This window comes from Catellatospora sp. IY07-71, assembly GCF_018326265.1.
In the GTDB taxonomy this organism is placed as follows: Bacteria; Actinomycetota; Actinomycetes; order Mycobacteriales; family Micromonosporaceae; genus Catellatospora.
Genome location: NZ_AP023360.1, coordinates 6,819,640 through 6,842,183 on the forward strand (window position 1 = coordinate 6,819,640; position 22,544 = coordinate 6,842,183).

The following is a 22,544-nucleotide window of genomic DNA, read 5'->3' on the forward strand; positions in this document are numbered from 1 at the left end:
CCACGGCGACCTGGTCCACGCGACCGGTGACGGTGCGCAGGTGAAGCTCCGGCGCGTCGCCGCCGACCGACCGGATCTCGACGACCCTCGCCCGATCCCGGGCCCAGTATCCGAGCCCGAGCAGCGCGACGAGCGCGGCGCCGCCCGCCACCACCGAGCCGTGGACCGGCCAGCCGGCCACGGCCGCCAGCACGCCGCCCACGGCGACGAGCGCGGTCACGGCGGCGCGCAGGATCCAGCGCCGCCAGTTCCGGCCCTGGTCTTCGGCCTGCCACAGCAGCCCGTCGGTCAGCGTCATGCGCCCATCGTCGCGAATGGAGTCAATCTAACGCCGCTGTCATGCGCAATGGTGGGACAGGACACGGGTGATCACCCGGGACGGTGCCGCCGCCGTTCGGCGGGCACGTGTTCCAGCGCGACGGGCGGGACGAACTCGTCGACGAGGGTGCGGTGCCAGCGGTCGCCGGTGGCCCGTCGCTCGGCCCGGCTGGTGAAGCGGTAGCGGTACAGCAGCGCACGGACGTAGGTCGGCGGCGCGTCGGGGAACGGGTTGTGGCGCAGCAGGCGCAGCACCGGCCGGTCGTCGGCGAGCAGCCGCCCGAGCAGGGTGAGCAGCCACGGGTGGGCGTACAGCGGCGACATCGCGGCGAACCACATCAGCCAGTCCAGGCGCAGGTGGTACGGCGCGACCTGGGGTGGCAGCCGGCGCGGGTCGCCGGGTTTGCCCTTGAAGCCGTACTCCTGCCAGACGGTGTCGGGGCCGGGGAGGCGGTCGCGGGTGCCCTCGATGACGATCTCGTGCCGGACCTTGGTCACGCTGCCGAACGCGCCGTACGTGTTGACCAGGCGCAGCGAGTCGAAGCTGGTGTTCATCAGCTGGTGCCGCGAGAACAGGTTGCGGGCCGGACGGTAGCTGAGCACCAGCACCAGCACCACGGCGGCAGCGACGAGGGCCACGAACCAGATCGGTCCGGGTCCGGCCGCCGGGGCCGCGCCCAGCAGCGGCGAGTAGTCGATCACCGAGGCGGCCAGGATGATCGCCATCCAGTTGAGCCAGGAGAAGTTGCCCGAGGCGACCAGCCAGAGCTGGGTGACCAGGATGATCCCGGCGGCCACGCTCGCCACGGGCTGCGGCAGGAACAGCCCGAACGGCACCACCAGCTGCGTGACATGGTTGGCCAGCACCTCGGCCCGGTGCAGCGGGCGGGGCAGCAGGTGGAACAGGCGGCTGAGCGGGCCGGGCATCGGCTGGGTCTGGTGGTGGTAGTAGAGGCAGGTCAGGTCGCGCCAGCACCGGTCGCCGCGCATCTTGATCAGCCCGGCGCCGAACTCCAGCCGGAACAGCAGCCACCGCAGCAGCCACATCACCGCCACCGGCGCCCCGACCGAGGCGTTGCCGAGGAACACGGCGAGGAACCCGGCCTCGACCAGCAGGCTCTCCCAGCCGAAGGCGTACCAGAGCTGGCCGACGTTGACGATCGACAGGTACAGCGCCCAGAGCAGCAGCCAGAGCGCCATCGCGAGCCACAGCGGAACGTGGTCGCCCACCCCGGCCAGCAACCCCGCGGACACGGCGGCCCCGGTCCAGGCCACCACGGACAGGAAACGGTCGGAGTAGTGCAGGTAGAAGATGCTCGGCGACTGCCGCCATGGGATGCGGGCCAGGAAGCGCGGCACCGGCGTGAGGCCGTGCTCGCCCAGCAGCGCCCGGAACTGGTTGACCGCCACCAGGAACGCGACCAGGTAGATCGCGGCCAGGCCGCGCTGGAACACCATCCGGCCCCACCACTGGTCCTGCGCGGTGAACCAGTCCATCGCTCACCCGTCCGCCGCCGGGGCCCGGATGCCGAACACGCGCCGCAGCGCCACCCGGGCGGCGTGGTAGCCGCACATCCCGTGTACGCCCGGGCCGGGCGGGGTCGCCGACGAGCAGAGGAACACCGCCGGGTGCGCGGTGGTGTACGGCACGGGCGCGAGCGTCGGCCGCAGCAGCAGGTGCAGGCCGTCGCACCGGCCGCCGGCGATGTCGCCGCCGACGTAGTTCGGGTTGCGCCGCTGCACCTCGGCGGGCCCGGCGACCGCGCGGGCCAGCACCAGGTCCCGGAAGCCGGGCGCGAACCGTTCCAGCTGCGCCTCGATCGCGGCGGTGAGGTCGCCGTCCCAGCCGTTCGGCACGTGCGCGTACGCCCAGAACACGTGCTGCCCGGCGGGGGCGCGGCCGGGGTCCCACCGGCCGGGCTGCGCGGTGATCAGGAAGGGACGGTCCGCGGTCCTGCCCGCCCGCACCGCGCGCAGCGAGGCGTCGATCTCGGCCATGCTCGGCCCGAGGTGCACGGTGCCCGCCTCGCGGCAGGCGGGCGAGGTCCACGGCACCGGGCCGGACAGCGCGTAGTCGAGCTTGAACACGGCCGGACCGGGTTTCAGGGCCCGCAGCCGCCGCCGGTAGCCGTCCGGCAGCATCCCGGCAGCCAGCGCGGCGAGGTGCCGCGGCACCACGTCCAGCAGATACGCCCTGGCCCGGGGAAGTTCGTCCAGGTGGCTCACCGGGCAGCCGGTCACCACCTGCCCGCCGAGTTCACGCAGGTACGCCGCGAGCGCGTCGGACAGGCGCTGCGATCCGCCCCGCGCCATCGGCCAGCTCACGGCGTGCGCGGCCAGCGCGAACATGAGCGCCACCCCGCCGGTGCCGATCGTGCGCAGCGGCGTGGGCACATGCGCGGCCAGCCCGGAGAGCAGCGCCCGCGCGTGGCGGCCGCGGAACCGGTGCGCCAGCAGCGCCGCGGGCAGCGCCCCGGGCAGCCCGAACCGGGCCAGCAGCAGCGGGTGGCGGGGCGGGACGGCCAGCGGCGGCCGCATCACGTCCACCGACAGCTCGTCCCAGCGGCCCAGGAACGGCCCGACCAGCCGCCGGTACGCGGGCCCGTCCACCCCGAGCGAGGCGGCCGTCGCCGCGACGGAGCGGGTCAGCGTCGCCGCCGTGCCGTCGGGGAACGGGTGTGCCAGCGCCACGTCGGGCTCAAGCCAGTGCAGCCCGTGGCGCTCCAGCGGCCAGGTCCGGAACACGGGCGAGCCGGCGCCCAGCGGATGCACCGCCGAGCACGGGTCGTGCCAGAAGCCGGGCAGGGTCAGCTCCTCGGTGCGGGCGCCGCCCCCGACGGTGTCCCCGGCCTCGTACGCGATCACCCGCAGGCCCGCCCGGGCGAGCGTCACCGCGGCGGCGAGCCCGTTCGGGCCGGTGCCCACCACCACCGCGTCGACGTCGAACCTTCCGGCAGCGACCACCACGCTCCGCCCCGATACAAGTGCCCTCGGACGTGCCTCTTACCCGCCGGGGCCTGCTTCGACACCTCGGCTAGGCCGCCGCCGGGGTGCAGACCCGGTTGCGCCCGGCGCGTTTGGCGTCGTAGAGGGCGCCGTCAGCCTGCTCGACCAGCTCCCCGGCGGTCCGCCCGTGCTCGGGATAGGCGGCCACCCCGAAGCTCGCGGTGACCGACAGCGACCGCTCCTGGTACACGGTCACCATGCGCGCGATCGCCAGCCGCAGCCGCTCGGCGATGGCCATCGCCGTGTCGTGTCCGGCGCCGGGCAGCAGCACGCCGAACTCCTCGCCGCCGAGCCGGGCGGCCACGTCGTCGGCCCGCAGCTCCCGCTGCAGCACCGCGCCCACGTGGCGTAGCACCGCGTCGCCGCCGAGGTGCCCGTACTCGTCGTTGATCGACTTGAAGTGGTCGAGGTCCATGATCAACAGAGCCAGCGGATCGCCGCCGCGTTCGGCGCGCGCCAGGTCGCTGGCCAGGCTGGTGCGGAACGCGCGCCGGTTGTGCAGGCCGGTCAGCGCGTCGGTGGTGGCCAGGTCGGTGAGCACCGCGCGGCGCTCGGCGATACGCTCCGCCATCGTGTTGAACGCGGCGGCCAGCTCGCGCATCTCACCCCGAGAGGACACCTCCGCCCGCACGTCGTATTCGCCCTCGGCGTAGCGGTGCGCCACCGCGGTCAGCCGCCGCAGATCGTGCACCAGGCCGCGGGACAGCGCCCAGCCGAGCGCCAGGGCCACAGCCATGCCGCCCAGCGCGGCGATGATCGTGTTACGCCGGGCGGAGGCGCTCGAGTCGAGCAGGTCGTCGGTGATGCCGGTGTAGTCCAGCAGCACCGCGCCGACGATGCCGCCGTCGGTCCGGATCGGCACGACCATCAGGCTGAGCATGTCCTCGCCGGCGTCGTGGCTGATGACGCGGGGCAGGCCGTCGCGGACGGTGGCCGCGATCTGGCCACCGGCGTCCGCGCCGAGCTGCCGCGCCTGCGCCTCGGGCATGGTCGCCGCCAGCACGTTGCGCCGCAGGTCGACGATCTCGATGTCCCCGCCCACCTGGGCGCTCAGCTCTGCGACATGCTGCCGCAGTCGGGCCCGGTCAGCCCCCTGCCGACCGTCCGCGTCCTCGCTGACGTCATGCGCGATCACCTCGGCCAACTGCTGCGCCTCGGCGCGCGCCCCGCGCACCCCGGCAGCGCGCTGCTCCCGCTCGGCCAGCAGCCCCAGCAGCGGCAGCAGCGCCGACAGCACCACGATGAGCAGGGTGAGCCGCGGGCCGACGCGGGCGAACCGGTCCCGCACGCTCGACCGCCGCGATGTGCCCGGAGACCAGGGCAGCCGGGTGAAATAGCGCCTGATGTCCGTTCTCATCGCGGGGTCCCCACCGCCGGGCACCGCGCTGAACAGCGCATACGGCAACAGTAGCGACCCGGCCCGCCCTCGGTGCCGGGAGCGCCGGGCGGATGACGCGCGCCCCGCCGATGGTTACCCTTCGTGAGGGTCAAGCCGTTCCCGGTGGGAGGTGACGACCATGCGAGCCGACCTCGCCGACGGGGCCGTCGGCACCGTGCCCGCCGCGCCCATGCCGCCGGCCGAGCCAGGCGAACTGCCGGCGTCAGCGGGCTCGGGACGCGGACCGTCCGGCGGCGCCGCCGGTCCTGATAGAACACGCGCACGTCACGCCGCATCCGCCGGGTTGATCTACCGGTTAGGAGGTCGGAAGTCCCGGTCGCGGCGGGCACTTCGCTCCTGGCCGCAGGAGCCGCCGTCGCGTGCACTGGAGCCATAGACGTACGGAGGGACCGATGACCACATCGCACGGCGCACCGGGCGCCGCGTACGCGCAGGCCGCCGAGGCGGCCGGGCACGCACCGTCGATCCACAACACCCAGCCGTGGCACTGGTCGGTCCACCCCGACCGGCTCGAACTGCGCACCGATCCCGCGCGCGCCCTGCCCGGCACCGACCCGGACGGCCGGATGCTGACCGTCAGCTGCGGTGCCGCGCTGCACCACGCGGAAGTCGCGCTGCGCGCCGCGGGGCAGGCCGTGGACGTGCGTATGCTGCCCGACCCCGCCGATCCCGGCCTGCTGGCCGTGCTGACCTCGACGGGCGACGTACCGGTCACGCCCGAGTCGATGCGGCTGATGCAGGCGCTGCGGCTGCGGCACACCGACCGGCGGCCCACCGTCGACGTCGCGGTCACCGCCGAGCAGGTCGACGAGCTGCGCGAGATCGCCGGCCGGTACGGCGTGCACCTGCACCGGCTCAATCCCGACCAGGTCACCGACCTGGTGGTCGCGGTGTCGCGGGCCGAGGACGCGGCCGCCGCCGAACCCGCGTGGCAGGCCGAGACGGCGCGCTGGACCGGGCCGGACCGCCCCGCGGGGACCGGGCTGCCCCCCGAGGTCATCCCCGACCGGCGGCCCGAGACCGACGTCGGCGAGCGGGACTTCGGCACCCGCGGCACGCTGGAGGTCGGCGGCGGGCACGACAAGGCCTCCACCTACGTGGTGCTGTTCGGCGACGACGACGACCGGGCCGCCTGGCTGCGCGCCGGGCAGGCCCTGTCGGCGGTATGGCTGCACGCCACCGCGCAGGGGCTCGCCGTGCTGCCGTTCAGCCAGGTCGTCGAGATCGACGGCACCCGGGCCATGATGCGCCGGATCCTGTCCCAGCTCGGGCACGCGTACATCGTGCTGCGGCTGGGGATGGCCGACCCGGAGCACGGGCTGCCCGGTCGCACCCCGCGGCTGCCGTTCGACCAGACCACCAGCGTGGACGCCGACGACTGAGCCGATGCCGGGGTCAGCGCAGCGGGCCGTACACCGTGTCCCACGGAGCCGCCAGCAGCTCGCGGGCGGCTCCGTCCACGAGATGCGGCGCGCCGTAGGCGAGGGCTGCCTCGCGCAGCGCGCCGTAGGCGGAGCACCACGGCTCGGCGACCACGTTCTCGCCGTCGCCGTCCACGACCCACGCTCCGGGCCCGCCGCGCAGCCGGGCACTGGCCTGGACCACCGTGCCCAGCAGCCCGAGTCCGGATCCGACGGGCGAGTTCACCCCCCACCCGCGTGGCTCGGCCGACCAGCGGAGCCACGCGTGGACGTAGGCGCGCCCGGCCTCGGGTCTGCGGGCCTCGGCCAGCCGGTGCGCCGTCGGCTCGTCCAGCGCCTGCCCGGCCTCGACGACCCGTGCCACCGCATCGCCGTGCGCACCGAACGGCAGCGCCGGGGACACCTCGGCCACCACCTCGACGCGGCTCGCATGGGTGTACCCGGCGCCCGGCGCGATCCGCGCCGTGATCTCGGCCAGCGCCGCCCGCTCCGGCTCCGCCGCCGGGGGCATGATCTCCACCCGCCACAGCCGGCCCGGCCAGCCAGTCACCAGGACGCGGCCGGGTGCCGTGTACACGACCAGCCACGGCGGCCGGGGCGACGGCATCCGTACCAGCCCACCCGGCTCGGCCGAGCGCACGTGCGCCGGGGCCGTGTCGTCGGCCCACAGGTATCCCGAGCCCATCAGCGCCTCCCCACTTCTCGCCGACCCTAGGCAGCGGGAGTGATCCGCGCTATCCGTTTGCAGGTCGCGGCGGACGCGGCGTATCTTGGTCGGCGATGTGAGCCACTGACGCCATCCCGCACCCGCGACCGAGGCACCGCCCGGCGGGTGATCGAATCGACCTCGTCGGTGGTGTCCCATGTCTCATGCTCCCCTGCTCGCGCACGACCTTGTCCGTACGCTCGGCACCCGCCGCGTGCTCGACGGCGTGTCCCTCACCGTCGCGCCCGGCCGCCGGATCGGCCTGATCGGCGAGAACGGCGCCGGCAAATCCACGCTGCTGCGGCTGCTCGCCGGGGTGGACGAACCCGACTCCGGCAGCGTCACCCGTCCGGCGGATCTCGGCTTCCTGCACCAGGAGATGCCGTTCGACGCGGCGGCGACGATCGCCGACGTGCTCGCCGACGCGCTGCGCGAGGCCCGTCACGACCTGGCCGAACTGGACCGGCTCACCGGTGAGCTCGCCGACGCCGCACCGGACTCCCCCGGCTACGGCGAGCTGCTGGCCGCGTACGGCGAGCGCCTCGACCATGCCCAGGAGCACGACGCCTGGGACGCCGACCGGCGGGCCGGGCTGGTCCTCACCGGACTCGGCCTGGGCGCGACACCGCACGACCGCACGCTGGGTTCGCTGTCCGGCGGCCAGCGCGGGCGGCTCGCGCTGGCCGCGCTGCTGGTGCGGCGCCCGTCGGCGCTGCTGCTCGACGAGCCGACCAACCACCTCGACGACGCCGCGGCGGCGTTCCTGGAGGAGCAGCTGCGCGGCCTGCCGGGGGTGGTCGTGGTGGCCAGCCACGACCGGGCGTTCCTCGACGCGGTCTGCACCGACCTGGTCGACCTCGACCCGGCCGTCGACGGCCCGTTGCGCTTCGGCGGCAACTACACCGCCTACCAGACCGAACGGGTCGCCGAGCGGGAGCGCTGGCAGCGCCGGTTCGAGGAGGAGCAGGAGGAGCTGGCCGATTTGCGCCGCGCCGTGTCGGTGACCGCCCATCAGGTGGCACCGGGCCGCGCCCGCCGCGACAACGAGAAGATGGGCTACGGGCACACCACCGGCCGGGTGCAGAACCAGATCTCCCGCCGGGTCCGCCACGCCGCCCGCCGCCTCGACGAGCTGGAACGCGACCAGGTACGCAAGCCCCCGCAGCCGCTACGGTTCCAGGCTCCGCTGGCGGCCGTCGCCGCCGAGGGCACGCTGCTGTCGCTGCGCGGGGTCCGGGTGCCGGGTCGGCTGGTCCTGGACCGGCTCGACGTCTCCGCGGCCGACCGGCTGCTGATCACGGGCCCGAACGGGGCGGGCAAGTCCACGCTGCTCGCGGTCCTGGCCGGACGGCTGGACGCGGCGGGCGAGGTGCGGCGCCGCCGCGGCCTGACCGTGGGCATGCTGGCCCAGGACACCGTGTTCGGCCGTCCGGACCGGACCGCGCGCGACACGTACGAGCAGACGCTGGGCTCGGCGCGGGCCGAGGCGGTGCCGCTGCAGGCGCTGGGCCTGCTCGCCCCGCGCGACCTCGGCACCGCAGTCGGGGACCTCTCGGTCGGGCAGCGCCGCCGGCTGGCCCTGGCCCTGCTGATCGCCGACCCGCCCGAGCTGCTGCTGCTCGACGAGCCCACCAACCACCTGTCGCCCCGGCTCGCCGACGAGCTGGAGGAAGCCCTGGGCAGCGGCCCCGGCGCGATCGTCGTCGCCAGCCACGACCGCTGGCTCCGCTCCCGCTGGCCCGGCCGCGAACTCCGCCTGTGACCCGCCTCGGACCGTGGCGGGCGGGCCGGAGGTCAGCCGGCGGCGCGCTGGTAGCGGGCGGCCAGGTGGCGCAGGGCGGCGGAGAGTTCGGGGGCGTCCTGGACGGTGAAGTCGGCGTCCAGCAGGCCGATCCACATGGCCAGGCTCTCGGGGGTGTCCGAGCCGGTGGTGACGGCGCAGGTGTGCTCGTCGATCACCTCGACCGACCCTGCCGTGGCGGGCAGCCGCTGCGCGATGAGCTCGGCGGGCGCGTGCACCACGATGCGCGCCCGGTAGTGCCAGGTGGCGGTGGACACGCCGCGGGAGACGTAGGCGGCCAGGTCTTCGGCGGGCAGCGGGCGGGGTGCGAATCGCGGCCCGCCCGGCGTGCGCGGCTCGATCCGGTCCACCCGGAACGTGCGCCAGTCGCCGCGCTGCACGTCGTAGGCGACCAGGTACCACTTGCGGCCCCAGTTGACCAGGCGGTAGGGCTCGGCCTCGCGGCGGGTCGCGGTGCCGTCGTGGGCGCGGTAGTCGAACCGGATCCGCTCTTGGTCGCGGCAGGCCGCCGCCAGCGTGGTGAGCACCTGCGGGTCCACCTCCGGCCCGCGCCGCCGGGCCGGCACCGCCACGGTGTACGTCTGCAGCGCGTTCACCCGCCGCCGTAGCCGCACCGGCAGCACCTGCTCCACTTTGGCCAGCGCCCGCAGCGAGGTCTCCTCCACTCCGGCGATGGATCCGCCCGCCGCGGTGCGCAGCCCGACCGCGACCGCCACCGCCTCCTCGTCGTCGAGCAGCAGCGGGGGCAGGTTCGCCCCGGCACCGAGCCGGTAACCGCCGACGGCGCCGCGCGTGGCGTGCACGGGGTAACCCAGGTTGCGCAGCCGGTCGACGTCGTTGCGCACGGTCCGGGTGCTCACCTCCAGGCGGCCGGCCAGTTCGGTGCCGGACCATTCGCGCGGGGTCTGCAGCAGGGACAGCAGTTTGAGCAGGCGGGCCGAGGTCTCCAACATGTCTTCGATTCTGCCGTACGTATTAGGAACGTATTGTTCCTAATGGCCTGACAGGGTCTACGGCATGGAGAACATCAGCAACGGCCGCCGCTGGCTCGGCCTCATGGCGATCCTCGCCGCGACCCTCATGAACCTGCTCGACTCGACGGTCGTCAACGTCGCCGCCCCCGCCATCCTGGCCGATCTGCACGGCACGTACGTCGACCTGCAGTGGATCGCCGCCGGCTACACCCTCGCCCTGGCCGTGGGCCTGCTCACCGGCGGGCGCCTGGGCGACATGTTCGGCCGCCGCCGGGTCCTGCTCGTCGGGGTCGTCGGCTTCGTCGCCGCGTCCGCGCTGTGCGCCGCGGCCTGGTCGCCCGAGTCGCTCATCGCGGCCCGCATCGTGCAGGGACTGTTCGGCGCCGTGATGATCCCGCAGGGCTTCGGCCTGATCCGGGACCTGTTCGGCCCGGCGGAGGTCGGCAAGGCGTTCGGGGTGTTCGGCCCGGCCATCGGCCTGTCCACCATCCTCGGCCCGGTCGTGTCCGGACTGCTCGTCGACGCCGACGTATTCGGCACCGGCTGGCGCATGGTGTTCGCGATCAACCTGCCGCTCGGCGCGTTCGCGCTGATCGCGGGGCTGCGCGCGCTCCCGGCGGGGCACGGTGTGCTGCGGCCGCGGCGGCTGGACGCGGCCGGTGCGGTGCTCGCCGCGGTGGGCATGTTCCTGCTGGTGTTCCCGCTGATGCAGGGCCGCGAGCTGGGCTGGCCGGCCTGGGTCTGGGTCATGCTGGCCGCCTCGGTGGTGGTGCTCGCGCTGTTCACCGCCCACCAGCAGCGCCGCCGCGGCGCGGGCCGCACGCCGCTGGTCGAGCTGAGCGTGTTCGGCAAGCGCTCGTACACCTCGGGGGTGCTGTTCGTGCTGGTCTTCTTCGGCGCCATCGTCGGCTTCTCGCTCGCGGTCGGCCTGTTCCTGCAGCTCGGCCTCGGCCACAGCCCGCTGCGGGCGAGCGTGACCATGTCGGCGTGGGCGATCGGCGCGTTCCTCGGCTCCGGCTTCAGCGCCGGGACCATGGCGAAGCTCGGCCGGCGCATCCTGCACCTGGGCCTGTCCCTGATGGCGGTGGGCCTGATCCTGCTCTACGCCGTGTTCACCCAGTACGGCCTGGGCATCGGCGGCTGGACGCTGGCGCTGCCGCTGCTGGTGTACGGCCTGGGCATGGGCATGATCTTCGTGCCGCTGTTCGACGTCATCATGGGTGAGATCGCCGACCACGAGGTGGGTTCGGCCTCGGGCATCCTGGAGTCGATCCAGCAGCTCGGCGCCTCGCTGGGGGTCGCGGTGCTGGGCACGGTGTTCTTCGCCGCGGCGGGCACGACCGGCCAGGCGGCCGGGTTCCTGGTGGCCTCCGAGCGGGTCACCCTGGTCGCCATCGCGCTGACGGCGGTCGCCTTCGGCCTGGCGTTCCTGCTGCCGCGCCACGTCCGCCGCCACGAGCAGCCCGCCGCGGTCCCGCAGCAGGAGCCGGCGGCCGCCGAACTGCCGGAGCGGGAGCCCGCACTGGTCTGACCACCGCGATCAACCCAGCCCAAGATCGACCGACTTGCCGGGCACACGGGCGTATGCGCGTTCAAGATACGCCCACCTGCCAGGCAAGTCGGTCGATCTTGAAGGGGGGCGGCCCGCTCGGGCCGCCCCCCTTGCCGGTCAGACCGGGATGGCCAGGTCTGCGGCGAGGTCGTTGAGGTCGAGGTCGAGGACCCGGGCCAGGTTGGCGACGGTGAAGAAGGCGGGGGTGGCGATGACGCCCTGCTCGATCTTGCGCAGGGTGTCCAGCGAGATGCCCGCCAGCAGCGCCACCTCGGCGGCGCTGCGGTCGCCGCGGGCGCGTTGCAGCGTGCGGCCCAGCGCCAGCCCGCGCCGGCGCTCCTCCTCGGTCAGCGGTGTGCGTACCATGGCACCGATTCTAATCATGGTATTAAAATACCACCCATGGTCATCCTGAGAACCGCCGCGGAGATCGCCGCGATGCGCGAGTCGGGCCGCATCGTCGCCCGCACCCTGTCCGCCGTCTCCGCCGCCGCCCGGCCGGGGGTACGCCTCGACGAACTCGACCTGCTGGCCGCCGACCTGATCGCGGCCGAAGGCGCCAAACCCTCGTTCCTCGGCTACCACCCGCGCTGGGCGCCCATGCCCTACCCCGCCGTGGTGTGCCTGTCGGTGAACGACCACATCGTGCACGGCATCCCCAGCCGCCATGTGCTCGCCGAGGGCGACCTGCTCTCCGTCGACTGCGGTGCCCACCTCGACGGTTACCACGCCGACGCGGCGGTCACCGTCGGCGTCGGCGCGATCGACGAGCGTGCCCGCACGCTGAAGGAGACCGCGCAGCGCGCGCTCGCCGCGGGCATCGCCGCGGCCGTGCCGGGCAACCGGATCGGCGACATCTCCCACGCCGTCGAGACCGTCGCCCGCGCCGCCGGATACGGCCTGCCCGAGGGCATGGGCGGGCACGGCATCGGCACCCGGATGCACGAGGACCCCTCGGTGCCGAACACCGGCCGGCCAGGGCGCGGACTGCTGCTGCGCGAGGGTCTGGTCATCGCGATCGAGCCGATGCTGGTGGAGAGCGGCAGCGACGACTCCGTCACCGCCGCCGACGGCTGGACCATCCGCACGGCCGACGGCAGCCGCGCCGCGCACGCCGAACACACCATCGCAGTCACCACCGACGGTCCGGTCGTGCTCACCACTGCGTGAGCACGGCATACTCCGTTTGGCCGACAAGTTTCCCTGGAGTAGCTTGAGCGGACACTCTCACGCTGGACCGGCCATACGACGGGGTTAACCGCACCGGCGGAGTCAGGCTTGGAGGCCGCGACATGACTTCGTACACCGTCACCATCACGCCCGACGACCCGCAGCTCGCCGTCACCACCGTCCGCCTCGACCTGGTGGACGGCGCGGCGACCGTACGCGAGCTGCGCCTGCAGCCCGGCAGCGGGGGCGGCCTGCGGCCCGGCGACCTGCCCGTCCTGGACCTCAACCAGCTCGTGCAGACCGTCATCGCCGCGACCGGCGGCTCGGCGGCGGGCGGCGGCTCGGCAGCGGGCGGGCACCCGGCCCCGGCAGGGCGGACGGCGAAGGCGCAGTCCGCACCGGCTGAGGCCACGCAGACGGGCGCGGGCACCGCGAAGGCACCCGCGAGCCCGGCTCCGGCCAAGCCCAGCACGACCGGCCGGGTGCCGGCGAAGGCCGCCAAGGCGGCCCGAACCGCGGTCGCCCCCGCCAAGGCAGGCCGGGCTCCGGCCAAGCGGACCGCCGCGTCGGCCGGGTCGGCGGCCGAGGGCCGGGCGAAGGCCGACGCCGCGATGGCGGCCGTCACCAAGGCGAGCGCCGGTAAGGCGTCGCCGCGTCGCGCCCCTCGGACGGCGGACAGCCCCGCGAAGGCCACCCCGGCGAAGGCGGCTTCCGCGAAGACCACCGCCCGCAGCGCGGCACCGGCGAAGGCCACCCGCAAGGCGGTCGCGCCCGAGGCGTCCGGCAACGGCGCCGCGGGCGGCAGCCGGACCTACCGGCGGCTGCCGGACGACTTCGCCGAGGTGCTGCGCCAGGCCGGCAGCAGCGCCAGCGTCATCGCCGACCACTACGGCGTGCCGCGGCACACCGCGTACGGCTGGATCCGCACCGCGGGCCGCAAGACCACCGCGTCCTGACGCAACCGCATTAACGCCCGGCGGGTCGGGAAAGTCGTCTCCCGGACACTTCCCGCACCCGCCGCCGGCGCCGAATGGTAATAGTGCACACAACCGCCGTGGCGTCGTTCACAGCGCGATCCCGTCCGCACTGTCCAGGCAGGACGCTGTAATACATCCGTCATCGAAGGACGGTCGCCGGACCTGCGGATATTCGAGAGAATTCACTCCCGCGCACCTTCCAGAATTCCTTTCACGCGCCACCGTGGCGCTCCCGAAAGGGCATACCGCGAAGGACTGGACGTGCGGAACACCACCAGGCGGCTCGCGATCACGGCGACGACCGTCGTCGCGTCGCTCGCGCTCACGCTGACCCCGGCCGCGGCCGACGGCCCACAGGCCGATTCCGTCCAGGGCAGCCAGCTCGCCGCGAGCGCGACCGAGCTGATCACCAACCTCGACGCGATCGGCTGGCCGGCCGAGCGCGCCTACAACTACTACGGCACGCCGAGCCGCATCACGTTCGGCACCCCGAACCAGCCGACCACGTACCTCAACGTGAGCCAGTGCGCCACGTTCGTGCGGCGGCTGCTGTCGCACCGGTTCGGCTGGGCGACCAGCTCGTGGTTCACCGCCGAGTTCGGCGACAGCTTCCCCGACAGCGCGGAGTTCCACGACGCGTTCGCCGCCGATCTCGACCGGACCGACGACATCCCCGACATCCGGGGCTTCGAGCTGCACGTCTTCCCGTACTTCAACCTGGAGGCCGGGGACATCATGGCGATCCGGTACGACGACGGCTCGTCCGGCGGCAGCGGCCACATGGCGATCATCGGCACCGGCAGCCACCTGGTCGACGACACCCACCCGAGCTACCGCGAGTGGGCGATCCGGGTCATGGACAGCACGTCGTCGCCGCACGGCGTACCGGCCGCGGGCCACGACTTCCCGGACAGCCGCTTCTACCGCGACCCGCAGACCGGCCGCTGGACCGAGGCCGACGGCGCCGGGACGGGCTGGATGTTCATCCGCACCGCCCGCGCCGACGGCGGGATCATCTCGCACAGCTGGAGCGCGGACGACGACACCTGGCACACCGTGGCCGACCGCCCGATCAACTTCGGCCGGATCGACCTGTACGCCTGACCGCCCTGGCACGCGAAGCGCCCGCCAAGCCGTTACCGCGGCCCGGCGGGCGCTTGGCGCATGGTCACTCCTTGGCGCGCGGCGGCCTGCCCACCGGCATGATGGTGGCCAGCATCGTCGCGACGTGGCGCTCCTTGCCGTCCTTGACCGCGTACACATCGGAGCTCGCGGTCACCAGCCGCGACGACGCCCGGATCACCCGGCCGCGCCCGATCAGCCTGTCCCCGATCGCGGGGGCGAGCAGGTGCAGCTTGTACTCCGCGGTCACCACGTCGCCGACGACCGAGGCCGCGGCCCAGGCGCAGGCGTTGTCGGCCACGCACCCGACCACCGCGCCGTGCGCGAAGCCGTGGTGCTGGGTCAGCTCGGGGCGGATCGGCAGCTGCAGCTCGGCGATCCCCTTGCCGCACTCCAGGATCTCCGCGCCGAGCAGCGCGTTGAACGGGGACGCCTTGATGACCTCGCGCATGATCTCCAAGGTGGCGACAGGGCGGTCGTCGATCGGTTCCATCGGTCCTCCGGGCAGGTCGAGGGGCGGGTTTCGGGGCAGGTCAGGCCGTGACGGGCGCGGGCGGCGCCCATACGTCGAAGTCGGCGTCGAGGTAGCGGCGCCGGGCCGCGGCACGCATGATCTTGCCGCTGCTGGTCTTCTGCAGCTGGACGGGCTTGGTCAGCACGATGTCGCCGAGCGCCACGTCGTGCTCGCGGGTCACCGCGGCACGGATCGACGAGACGACATCCATCCGGTCAGCTTCCCACAGCCGTTCGCGCCTGATCTCCTGGACCACGACCAGCCGTTCCCCGTCCGGTCCGGGGACCGAGAACGCGGCGCAGCCGCCCTCCTGCAGGGCCTCGTGCGCGGCCTGGACGGTGTACTCGATGTCCTGCGGGTAGTGGTTGCGGCCCCGAATGATGATCATGTCCTTGAGCCGGCCCACCACGTACAGCTCGCCGTCGAGCAGGAAACCCAGGTCTCCGGTACGCAGATACGCGTGCTCGTCGCCCGCGAGCCGGCCCTGGAACGCCGCCGCCGTGGCGACCTCGTTGCGCCAGTACCCCTGGGTGACGTTGCCGCCGCTGACCCAGATCTCGCCGATGTCCCCGTCGTCGCGCGGCAGCCCGGTCTCCGGGTCGACGATGCGCACCCGCTGCCCCGGCGCGACCGTGCCCGACCCCACGAGCGTCTGACCGCGGCCCGGCTCGCCAGGCTCGTAACGGCGGGCGGCGAGCGCGTCCACATCGGCCTCGCACGTCCGCGCACCCCGCCCGGCACCCGCACCGGCGACCATCAGCGTGGCCTCGGCGAGCCCGTAGCAGGGGAAGTGCGCCTCCGCGCGGAAGCCGACCGGCGCGAACGTCTCGGTGAACCGCCGCAGGGTCTCGTGCCGCACCGGCTCGGCGCCGTTGAACGCGATCCGCCAGCTGCTCAGGTCCACGTCCGGCAGGCCCTGCTTCTGGGCACGGGCCACGCACGCGTCGTAGGCGAAGTTCGGGCCGCCGCTGGTGTGCGCGCCGTATCGGGAGACGGCCGTCAGCCAGCGCAGCGGCCAGCGGATGAACACCAGCGGCGACATCAGGACGCTGGTCGAGCCGACGAAGAGCGGGTTGAGCACGTTCCCGATCAGGCCCTGGTCGTGGTAGAGCGGCGCCCAGCCGACGACGGTGGAGTCCGCGTCGTGGCCGAAGGCGCGGGTCATGTGCTCCTGGTTGGCGATGAGGTTGCCGTGGCTCACCATCACGCCCTTGGGCGCGGCCGTCGAGCCGGACGTGTACTGCAGGAACGCGATGTCCCCGGGGTCGCACGCGATCGGCTCGAAACCGCCGCCGGGGGCCGGGTCCAGCCGGTCGATCTCCAGCCAGGCCGCCGATGCGGCCAGCTCCGGCAGGTTGCGGCGGGCCGACTCGGCCAGGGTGCTGTCGGTGAGCACCACGGCGGGCGCGCAGTCGGCGATGATGCTGAGCGTCGCGTCCTGGATGCGGTGCTTGCGGGGCCGGTTCACCGGCACGGCGATCACACGGGCCAGCAGGCAGCCGAAGTATCCGACGACGAAGTCGAGCCCCGGCGGGAACAGCAGCAGTGCCCGGTCGCCCGGCGCGCACAGCCCGGTCAGGTGCACGGCCACCGTGAGCGCCCGCCGGTGCAGCTCGCCGTAGGTGAGCACGGCGGCCTCGGTCTCGTCCTCGCCGAGGAAGACGTACGCCCGGCGGTCGGGCGTCCGTGCCGCGCGGGCGGCCAGGATCTCAGGAAACAACGGCGGCACGCGCGCGGATCCCTTCGGCGATCGTCGCCGCGATCGCGACCCGGTGCTGCTGGTGGAAGAAGTGGTCGCCGGAGAAGGCGTGCACCCGGAACGGGCCGTCGGTGTGCTCGCCCCAGGCGTGCACCTCGTCGGCGTCGACCACCGGGTCCTCGGTGCCGACGAACGCGTCGACCGGGCAGCCGAGCCGGGGCAGCGGCTGGAAGACGTACTCCTCGGTCAGCTCCAGGTCCGCTTTGATCAGCGGAACGGCGTACCGCAGGAAGGATCTGCCGCCCGCGCCGCTGAGGGTGCCGCCGGAGGTCTCCAGCGCGGCGGCGAACTCGTCGTCGGGCAGGCGGTGGATCTGCGGGCGGCGGGCTGGCAGCTGCGGCGCGCGGCGTCCGGACAGGAACAGGTGCACCGGCGGGGTGCCTGCCGCGGTCAGGTGCCGGGCCAGCTCGAACGCGATGATCGCGCCCATGCTGTGCCCGTAGAGGGCCAGCGGCCGGTCCAGCTCCGCGCGCAGCTGTGCGGCCAGCCCGGTCACGGCCGCCGCGACGGTCCGCAGCGCGGGCAGCGCGGCCAGGTCCTCCCGGCCCGGCAGCTGCGCCCGCACCGGCAGCACCGACGGCGGGAACAGCCCGAGCCAGCGGCTGAACGACGCGGCGCCGCCGCCCGCGTGGGGCAGGCAGAGCAGCGCGACGGGCGCGTCCGACGGCTCGTAGCGCAGCCAGCCCTTCACCGGGTGCCCCGCACCGTGACCGGCAGCGCCTTGAGGCCGCGGATGATGAAGCTGTGGTCCTGCCAGTCGAGGCCGCCCGAGCCCAGCTCGAAGCGCTCCGGCCGCTGACCGAGGGTCTCGAACACGATCGCGGCCTGCGCCTCGGCCAGCAGGCCGCCCAGGCAGCCGTGCATGCCGTGGCCGAAGGCCAGGTGCCGCCGGGCGTCGCGGGTGATGTCGAACTCGTCGGGCCGGGCGAAGACCTCCGGGTCGCGGTTGGCCGCGCCCAGGCACACCAGCACCTGGTCGCCCGGCGCGATGCGCTGGCCGCCGAGTTCGACCTCGCGGGTGGCCAGGCGCTTTGTCTGCTGCAGCGGGCAGTCGTAGCGCAGCGCCTCGTCGACCATGCGCGGCACCAGCTCGGGCTCGCGGCGCAGCAGCTCGTCCTGGTCCGGATGCTGGAGCAGGGCCAGCAGCGCGTTGCCGATGAGCGACTTGGTGGTCTCGTTGCCCGCGACGAAGCACATGACGCAGACGAAGACCAGCTCCTCGTCGGTGAGCCGGTCGCCGCCCGCGGTGGTCGTGGCCAGCAGCCGGCTGATCAGGTCGTCACCGGGCTCGGCGCGGCGGGCGGCGACGACCTCGTCCAGGGCCTTGGCGAAGGTGGCGACGACCTCGCGGACGTGCGCGAAGTCCTCGCTCTTCATCAGTCCGGGTTCGAGCAGGAAGCGCACGTCGTGGGTCCACTGCCCGACCTGGGCGCGCAGGCTGTCCGGCAGCGCCATCCAGTCGCACATGACGTCGACGGGCAGCCGCGCGGCGACGTCGGCGACGAAGTCCCCGCCGCCGTGCCGCCACACCCCGTCGATCAGCTCCGCGGCACGGGCGGCGATGCGCGGGCGCAGCTGCGCCACGGCGGGCGCGGTGAAGACCCGGTTGACGATGCCGCGCAGCCGGGCGTGCTCCGGGTTGTCGGTGAAGACCAGCGACTTCTCGCCCAGCCGCTCGAGCTGGCCGACGTCGTCGAAGCCGAAGCGGCTCGCGTGCTGGCGGACCAGGGCCGGGATGAGCCCGGCGCCGAAGGTGCGGTCGTGCAGCACCTCGCGCACCTCGGCATGCCGGGTCAGCACCCACATGCCCATCGTCCGGTGCACCGGTTTCGTCTCGCGCAGCTGCCGGTACGCCGGATACGGGTCGCGCCGGAACTCGGCGCTGAACGGGTTGAACCGGGCCTGGGCCGCCTGCACGCTCATCGTGGCGTCACCCCTCGCGCGTCGAACAGCCTGGCGCTGTACGGCCGGAACACCAGGCGCAGCAGGCACAGCTTGCCCATCCGGAAGCCGAGCGCGGAGAGCTTGAGGTAGCGCGTGTACCGGGCGACCGTCTCCGGCCCGGCCACCTCGACGGCCAGCTCGCGGTTGGCGCGCAGCCGCCGGCCCCACTCCTCCAGCGTGCGCGCGTAGTCCAGCCGCCCGTTGCCGACCGACTCGATCTCGAACACGCCCTCGGCGGCCTGCGCGATCTCGGCGAACGTGGGCAGGTCGGCGTTGGGGAAGATCTCCTGCTGGATGAAGCTGCTCGCGTCCGAGGGCGACATGTTCGCGTACGCGATGGTCTGCAGCGACAGGGCGCCGCCGTCGTGCAGCCAGCCGCGACAGCGCTCGAAGAACTCGCGGTAGATCCGCGCCTTCTCGGCCGGGGACTCGTCGGGCCGGGCGAAGTGCTCGAACGCGCCGATCGAGATGATGCCGTCGTACGGCTCGGCCGGCTGGTGGTGCATCCAGTTCTCGATGCGGACCTCGACTCCGGGCAGGCCCTGCGCCCGCACGTACGCCGCCTGCTCCTCGCTGAGGGTCAGCCCGACCGACTGACCCACCCGGTGCTGCACCGCCAGCCGGTCCAGGATCGCGCCCCAGCCGCAGCCGATGTCGAGCACCCGCCGGGCGCCGTCAGCGCGCACCGCGTCCAGGTGGTGGCGCAGCTTGCGCTCCTGCGCCCGCTCCAGCGTGTCGTCTGGGCCGTCCCACAGCGCGCAGGAGTAGCTCAGCGAGTCGTCCAGCCAGAGCCGGTAGAAGTCGTTGCCCACGTCGTAGTGGTGGCGGATCGCGGCCGCCGCCTCGTCGGCGCGCTGCTCCTGCGTCTGCACCGCCACGGTCACTGCCCGCGTTGCTGCTGGATGGCCGTGTGCAGGTACGCGCTCACGGCGTTGAGGGTCGGGTTCTCGAACAGCGCCTCCGGCGGCAGGTCCACGCCGTAGCGCTCCTCGATGTCGATCAGCAGCGACACGGCCAGCGCCGAGTCGAGGCCGAGGCGGTCGAAGTCGGCGGCCGGGTCCACGTCGGCCACCGGGATCTCCAGCAGTTCCGCCACGGCCTGGCGGCACCACGCGGTGAGGTCGTCCTGGGTCAGGCTGGCGATGTCGCTTGTGGTCATCTGCGGTTCCTTAGGCTGCGGCGTTGGCGGAGGCGGCACGGCGGTCGAGGCGCTTGGCCACCCGCCGGTCCTTGGTCGGCAGTTTCAGATCGGTGGCCAGCCCGGCCACGGCGAGCATGCGGATCACCCAGTAGCCGGGGTCCAGCCGATACCAGTCCAGGCCGAACGAGGGCGACTCGGGGAACGCGTGGTGGTTGTTGTGCCACGATTCGCCGAGGGTGAGCAGGGCGAACACCCCGCCGTTGCGGCTGTTCTCGCGGGAGTCGTAGGGGCGGGTGCCGAACATGTGCAGGAAGGAGTTGATCGCCCAGACGATGTGCTCCAGGATGAAGATCCGCGCCAGGCCGCCCCAGAGCAGGCCGCTGACCGCGCCCTGCCAGCTTCCGTAGACCAGCCCGCCGATGACGCCCGGCAGGATCAGGCCGAGCACGACCCAGTAGTAGTAGAGCCGGGCGACCCGGATCAGCGGCTTGTTCTTCAGCAGGTCCGGTGCGTAGTGGACGATGTTCGGGTACTCGTGGCGGCGCATCCACAGGAAGTGGGAGTGCACCAGCCCGCGCAGCCGGCCCGTGAAGCCGCCGCCGGACAGGTTGGGCGAGTGCGGGTCGCCCTCGCGGTCGCTGCACTCGTGGTGGCGGCGGTGCAGCGCCACCCAGGAGACCATGCCGCCCTGCCCGGCCATCGAGCCGAGGATCGCCAGCGCCGCGGCCACCCAGGGCTTGGCCCGGAAGGTGCGGTGGGTGAACAGGCGGTGGTAGCCGACGGTCACCCCGATGCCGGTGAGCAGCCACATGCCGAACAGCAGCGCCAGCTCGACCGCGCCGAACGGGTGGACCCACAGGAACGCGATCGCGGCCGCCATCCCGAAGAACGGAAGGACGTCGAAGAGTAGGAAGTGGCGCCTTTGCAGGCGGTGGATATAAGGATTGCTGATTGCTTTCTTACGGTGGTCCGCTCCGCTCTCGACCACGAAGTCGGCATTGTGGGTGGCGAACACCGAACCGTCCTGCGCCATCTCAACCCCCATCCTTGAGGCAGCCTTGAATATTGAGATGTTTGAGTGCAACAGGGAGCCATGCTAGGCGAGCCCTCGGGGCACCGCAAGACGGTGCACGGCCCTCAGCGTGCAAATATGTCGTGAACAAACTCTCACCGAGGACGTACAACCATAGACATCAGCTGATGGCATGCCTGGTCATCGTGCGTGTCGACGGTCCGCCGCCGAGGCACGGTAAACCATCCGACAGCGACCGTCCACGTTGGACGCGTGATTCACGCAGAATTCACCGGAGCGGCGATCCGGGCGCTGGTTCCCCAGGCGATGAATCGTCACATGCGCATACCGCGGGCACTATTCGAAACGGGACGGGTCCCCGGCCCCGACGCGCAGGATCTCCGGCTCGCCCTCGGACAGGTCGACCACGGTGGTCGGCTCGGTGCCGCACTCCCCGGAGTCGATCACCGCGTCGACCAGGTGGTCGAGGCGTTCCTTGATCTCCCAGCCCTGCGTCATCGGCTCCTCGTCGCCGGGCAGCAGCAGCGTGCTGGAGACCAGCGGCTCGCCCAGCTCCTCCAGCAGCGCGAGCGCGACCGGGTGGTCGGGGATGCGCACCCCGACGGTGTGCTTCTTCGGGTGCAGCATGCGCCGGGGCACCTCGCGCAGCGCCGGCAGGATGAACGTGTACCGGCCCGGCGTCGCCGCCTTGACCAGCCGGAACACCGAGTTGTCCACCTTGACGAACTGGCCCAGCTGCGCGAAGTCGCGGCAGACCAGGGTGAAGTGGTGCCGCTCGTCCAGCTTCCGGATGTCGCGGATGCGGTCGAGCCCCGCCTTGTCGCTCAGCTTGCAGCCGAAGGCGAAACAGGAGTCGGTGGGGTAGGCGATCAGCCCGCCCTCGCGCACGATGTCGACGACCTGACGGATCGCACGGGGTTGCGGGTTGTCCGGGTGCACGTCGAAATACCTGGCCACACGCCGAGGGTAGTACGCCGCGCGGCCACCGCGGGTGTCCGACGCGAAGCGGCTTCAGCCCACCGGCGGCGGCACGTGCTCGCCGACGCGGCGCGCCTCCTCCAGGTGCGGCCACGCGGACAGGATGAACTCGTCCACGCCCAGCGCGGCGTATTCGCTCAGCCGCGCGGCGACCTCGGCGTAGCTGCCCACCAGCGCGGTGCCCGCACCCTCGCGGACCAGGCCCACACCCGCCCACGGGTTCGGGGCGACGACCAGGCTGTCGGCCCGGCCGCCGTGCAGCGCGGCCATGCGCGCCTGGCCGACGGACTCCATCTGGGCGAAGCGCTGCTGGGCAGCGGCGATACGCGCCGGGTCCATTCCCAACAGCAGCCGGCCCGCCTCGGCCCACGCCTCGTCGGCGGTCGGCCGGGCGATGACGTGGAGAAGCCCGACTGCTCACTCAGCCCGGCACGCCATTCCTGTATTTCCGACCGGAACGCTAGCTTATGCGCCGGGCAGCGGCGGCGGCGGACCGCCCCGGGCCCGGATCACCGCCACGCGAAGAGCACAGGTGAGCCCCGCGCGCCGACAAACCGCGAATTGGTGAAGAGCGCCACCAATGCCGCAGCTCACACTCAATATGCAGCCGAAAACGGACACCCACCGCGAGACGTCGCCATTGGCCTGCCGCGATGCGGCAAAATGCATGGATATCCGGCGAGCGGCCGGGAAACGGGGCGCTGACCAGGGAAAACCTTTTCCAAAGTC

At 73.1% G+C, this 22,544-nt stretch carries 20 protein-coding genes and 1 pseudogene; 6 read left to right on the forward strand and 15 right to left on the reverse strand.

All coding sequences use genetic code 11. The features are described from left to right. Positions 1-369: 369 nt before the first annotated feature. The 3 genes from CS0771_RS30305 to CS0771_RS30315 all read right to left on the reverse strand — a co-directional run bounded on the left by CS0771_RS30305 (position 370) and on the right by CS0771_RS30315 (position 4,681). A complete protein-coding gene (locus CS0771_RS30305; RefSeq protein ID WP_212844180.1) occupies positions 370-1,815 on the reverse strand; it encodes a lipase maturation factor family protein in 1,446 nt (481 codons plus the stop codon). A gap of 3 nt (positions 1,816-1,818) precedes the next feature. Then, positions 1,819-3,285: an NAD(P)/FAD-dependent oxidoreductase gene (locus tag CS0771_RS30310; RefSeq protein ID WP_212844181.1), complete on the reverse strand. Its 1,467-nt coding sequence runs from the start codon at positions 3,283-3,285 to the stop codon at positions 1,819-1,821. A gap of 67 nt (positions 3,286-3,352) precedes the next feature. Next, positions 3,353-4,681 carry a diguanylate cyclase gene (locus tag CS0771_RS30315; RefSeq protein ID WP_212844182.1) on the reverse strand — a complete coding sequence of 443 codons (1,329 nt, stop codon included), beginning with the start codon at positions 4,679-4,681 and terminating at the stop codon, positions 3,353-3,355. 434 nt (positions 4,682-5,115) lie between these two features. Between CS0771_RS30315 and CS0771_RS30320 the strand changes: the two genes are divergently transcribed. Continuing rightward, entirely contained in the window at positions 5,116-6,105 is a 990-nt protein-coding gene (locus CS0771_RS30320; protein ID WP_212844183.1) for a nitroreductase, read from the forward strand. Between the two features lie 13 nt (positions 6,106-6,118). On the opposite strand, the gene CS0771_RS30325 is transcribed toward CS0771_RS30320, so the two are convergent. Continuing rightward, positions 6,119-6,829, reverse strand: a complete 711-nt coding sequence (locus CS0771_RS30325) for a hypothetical protein (RefSeq protein ID WP_212844184.1) — start codon at positions 6,827-6,829, stop codon at positions 6,119-6,121. A gap of 178 nt (positions 6,830-7,007) precedes the next feature. On the opposite strand from CS0771_RS30325, the gene CS0771_RS30330 reads away from it, so the two are divergent. Next, entirely contained in the window at positions 7,008-8,612 is a 1,605-nt protein-coding gene (locus CS0771_RS30330; protein WP_212844185.1) for an ABC-F family ATP-binding cassette domain-containing protein, read from the forward strand. Positions 8,613-8,644: 32 nt separating this feature from the next. Here CS0771_RS30330 and CS0771_RS30335 read toward each other — a convergent pair whose 3' ends face one another. Beyond that, complete coding sequence (locus CS0771_RS30335) at positions 8,645-9,604, reverse strand: YafY family protein (protein WP_212844186.1); 960 nt, start codon at positions 9,602-9,604, stop codon at positions 8,645-8,647. 64 nt (positions 9,605-9,668) lie between these two features. On the opposite strand from CS0771_RS30335, the gene CS0771_RS30340 reads away from it, so the two are divergent. Further along, on the forward strand, positions 9,669-11,156 hold the full coding sequence (locus CS0771_RS30340) for an MFS transporter (protein WP_212844187.1): 1,488 nt from the start codon (positions 9,669-9,671) through the stop codon (positions 11,154-11,156). Positions 11,157-11,294: 138 nt separating this feature from the next. On the opposite strand, the gene CS0771_RS30345 is transcribed toward CS0771_RS30340, so the two are convergent. Then, entirely contained in the window at positions 11,295-11,543 is a 249-nt protein-coding gene (locus CS0771_RS30345; RefSeq protein WP_212844188.1) for a helix-turn-helix domain-containing protein, read from the reverse strand. 36 nt (positions 11,544-11,579) lie between these two features. On the opposite strand from CS0771_RS30345, the gene map reads away from it, so the two are divergent. The 3 genes from map to CS0771_RS30360 all read left to right on the forward strand — a co-directional run bounded on the left by map (position 11,580) and on the right by CS0771_RS30360 (position 14,428). Beyond that, the gene (gene map / locus CS0771_RS30350) at positions 11,580-12,347 is read left to right on the forward strand and encodes a type I methionyl aminopeptidase (RefSeq protein WP_212844189.1); all 768 of its coding nucleotides are present in this window, start codon (positions 11,580-11,582) and stop codon (positions 12,345-12,347) included. 122 nt (positions 12,348-12,469) lie between these two features. Next, positions 12,470-13,303, forward strand: coding sequence for a hypothetical protein (locus tag CS0771_RS30355; RefSeq protein ID WP_212844190.1), 834 nt, complete (start codon positions 12,470-12,472; stop codon positions 13,301-13,303). 282 nt (positions 13,304-13,585) lie between these two features. Beyond that, positions 13,586-14,428, forward strand: coding sequence for a hypothetical protein (locus tag CS0771_RS30360; protein ID WP_212844191.1), 843 nt, complete (start codon positions 13,586-13,588; stop codon positions 14,426-14,428). A gap of 64 nt (positions 14,429-14,492) precedes the next feature. Here the strand turns inward: CS0771_RS30360 and CS0771_RS30365 are convergent, their stop codons facing one another. The 9 genes and pseudogenes from CS0771_RS30365 to CS0771_RS30405 all read right to left on the reverse strand — a co-directional run. After that, a complete protein-coding gene (locus tag CS0771_RS30365; RefSeq protein ID WP_212844192.1) occupies positions 14,493-14,939 on the reverse strand; it encodes a PaaI family thioesterase in 447 nt (148 codons plus the stop codon). A 40-nt stretch (positions 14,940-14,979) separates the two neighbouring features. After that, on the reverse strand, positions 14,980-16,689 hold the full coding sequence (locus CS0771_RS30370) for a fatty acyl-AMP ligase (RefSeq protein WP_212844193.1): 1,710 nt from the start codon (positions 16,687-16,689) through the stop codon (positions 14,980-14,982). Then, positions 16,670-17,410, reverse strand: a complete 741-nt coding sequence (locus CS0771_RS30375) for a thioesterase II family protein (protein WP_212844194.1) — start codon at positions 17,408-17,410, stop codon at positions 16,670-16,672. The genes CS0771_RS30370 and CS0771_RS30375 overlap by 20 nt, the downstream gene beginning before the upstream one ends. After that, complete coding sequence (locus CS0771_RS30380) at positions 17,407-18,642, reverse strand: cytochrome P450 (protein WP_212844195.1); 1,236 nt, start codon at positions 18,640-18,642, stop codon at positions 17,407-17,409. Before CS0771_RS30380 ends, CS0771_RS30375 begins: the two co-directional genes overlap by 4 nt. Further along, a complete protein-coding gene (locus CS0771_RS30385) occupies positions 18,639-19,541 on the reverse strand; it encodes a cyclopropane-fatty-acyl-phospholipid synthase family protein (protein WP_212844196.1) in 903 nt (300 codons plus the stop codon). The genes CS0771_RS30380 and CS0771_RS30385 overlap by 4 nt, the downstream gene beginning before the upstream one ends. A 2-nt stretch (positions 19,542-19,543) precedes the next feature. Beyond that, positions 19,544-19,822, reverse strand: a complete 279-nt coding sequence (locus CS0771_RS30390) for an acyl carrier protein (protein ID WP_212844197.1) — start codon at positions 19,820-19,822, stop codon at positions 19,544-19,546. Between the two features lie 10 nt (positions 19,823-19,832). Continuing rightward, complete coding sequence (locus CS0771_RS30395) at positions 19,833-20,837, reverse strand: fatty acid desaturase (RefSeq protein WP_212844198.1); 1,005 nt, start codon at positions 20,835-20,837, stop codon at positions 19,833-19,835. A gap of 336 nt (positions 20,838-21,173) precedes the next feature. Continuing rightward, entirely contained in the window at positions 21,174-21,794 is a 621-nt protein-coding gene (locus CS0771_RS30400) for an L-threonylcarbamoyladenylate synthase (protein WP_212844199.1), read from the reverse strand. Positions 21,795-21,848: 54 nt separating this feature from the next. Further along, positions 21,849-22,217, reverse strand: a pseudogene (locus CS0771_RS30405) (LLM class flavin-dependent oxidoreductase); the annotation flags it as partial. Positions 22,218-22,544 lie beyond the last annotated feature (327 nt).

Excerpts from the sequence above, each read along its gene's own strand:
- CS0771_RS30305 (WP_212844180.1), bottom strand. The coding sequence starts at position 1,815 with ATGGACTGGTTCACCGCGCAGGACCAGTGGTGGGGCCGGATGGTGTTC.
- CS0771_RS30315 (WP_212844182.1), bottom strand. The coding sequence starts at position 4,681 with ATGAGAACGGACATCAGGCGCTATTTCACCCGGCTGCCCTGGTCTCCG.
- CS0771_RS30320 (WP_212844183.1), top strand. The coding sequence starts at position 5,116 with ATGACCACATCGCACGGCGCACCGGGCGCCGCGTACGCGCAGGCCGCC.
- CS0771_RS30325 (WP_212844184.1), bottom strand. The coding sequence starts at position 6,829 with ATGGGCTCGGGATACCTGTGGGCCGACGACACGGCCCCGGCGCACGTG.
- CS0771_RS30330 (WP_212844185.1), top strand. The coding sequence starts at position 7,008 with ATGTCTCATGCTCCCCTGCTCGCGCACGACCTTGTCCGTACGCTCGGC.
- CS0771_RS30335 (WP_212844186.1), bottom strand. The coding sequence starts at position 9,604 with ATGTTGGAGACCTCGGCCCGCCTGCTCAAACTGCTGTCCCTGCTGCAG.
- CS0771_RS30340 (WP_212844187.1), top strand. The coding sequence starts at position 9,669 with ATGGAGAACATCAGCAACGGCCGCCGCTGGCTCGGCCTCATGGCGATC.
- CS0771_RS30345 (WP_212844188.1), bottom strand. The coding sequence starts at position 11,543 with ATGGTACGCACACCGCTGACCGAGGAGGAGCGCCGGCGCGGGCTGGCG.
- map (WP_212844189.1), top strand. The coding sequence starts at position 11,580 with ATGGTCATCCTGAGAACCGCCGCGGAGATCGCCGCGATGCGCGAGTCG.
- CS0771_RS30355 (WP_212844190.1), top strand. The coding sequence starts at position 12,470 with ATGACTTCGTACACCGTCACCATCACGCCCGACGACCCGCAGCTCGCC.
- CS0771_RS30365 (WP_212844192.1), bottom strand. The coding sequence starts at position 14,939 with ATGGAACCGATCGACGACCGCCCTGTCGCCACCTTGGAGATCATGCGC.
- CS0771_RS30380 (WP_212844195.1), bottom strand. The coding sequence starts at position 18,642 with ATGAGCGTGCAGGCGGCCCAGGCCCGGTTCAACCCGTTCAGCGCCGAG.
- CS0771_RS30390 (WP_212844197.1), bottom strand. The coding sequence starts at position 19,822 with ATGACCACAAGCGACATCGCCAGCCTGACCCAGGACGACCTCACCGCG.
- CS0771_RS30395 (WP_212844198.1), bottom strand. The coding sequence starts at position 20,837 with ATGGCGCAGGACGGTTCGGTGTTCGCCACCCACAATGCCGACTTCGTG.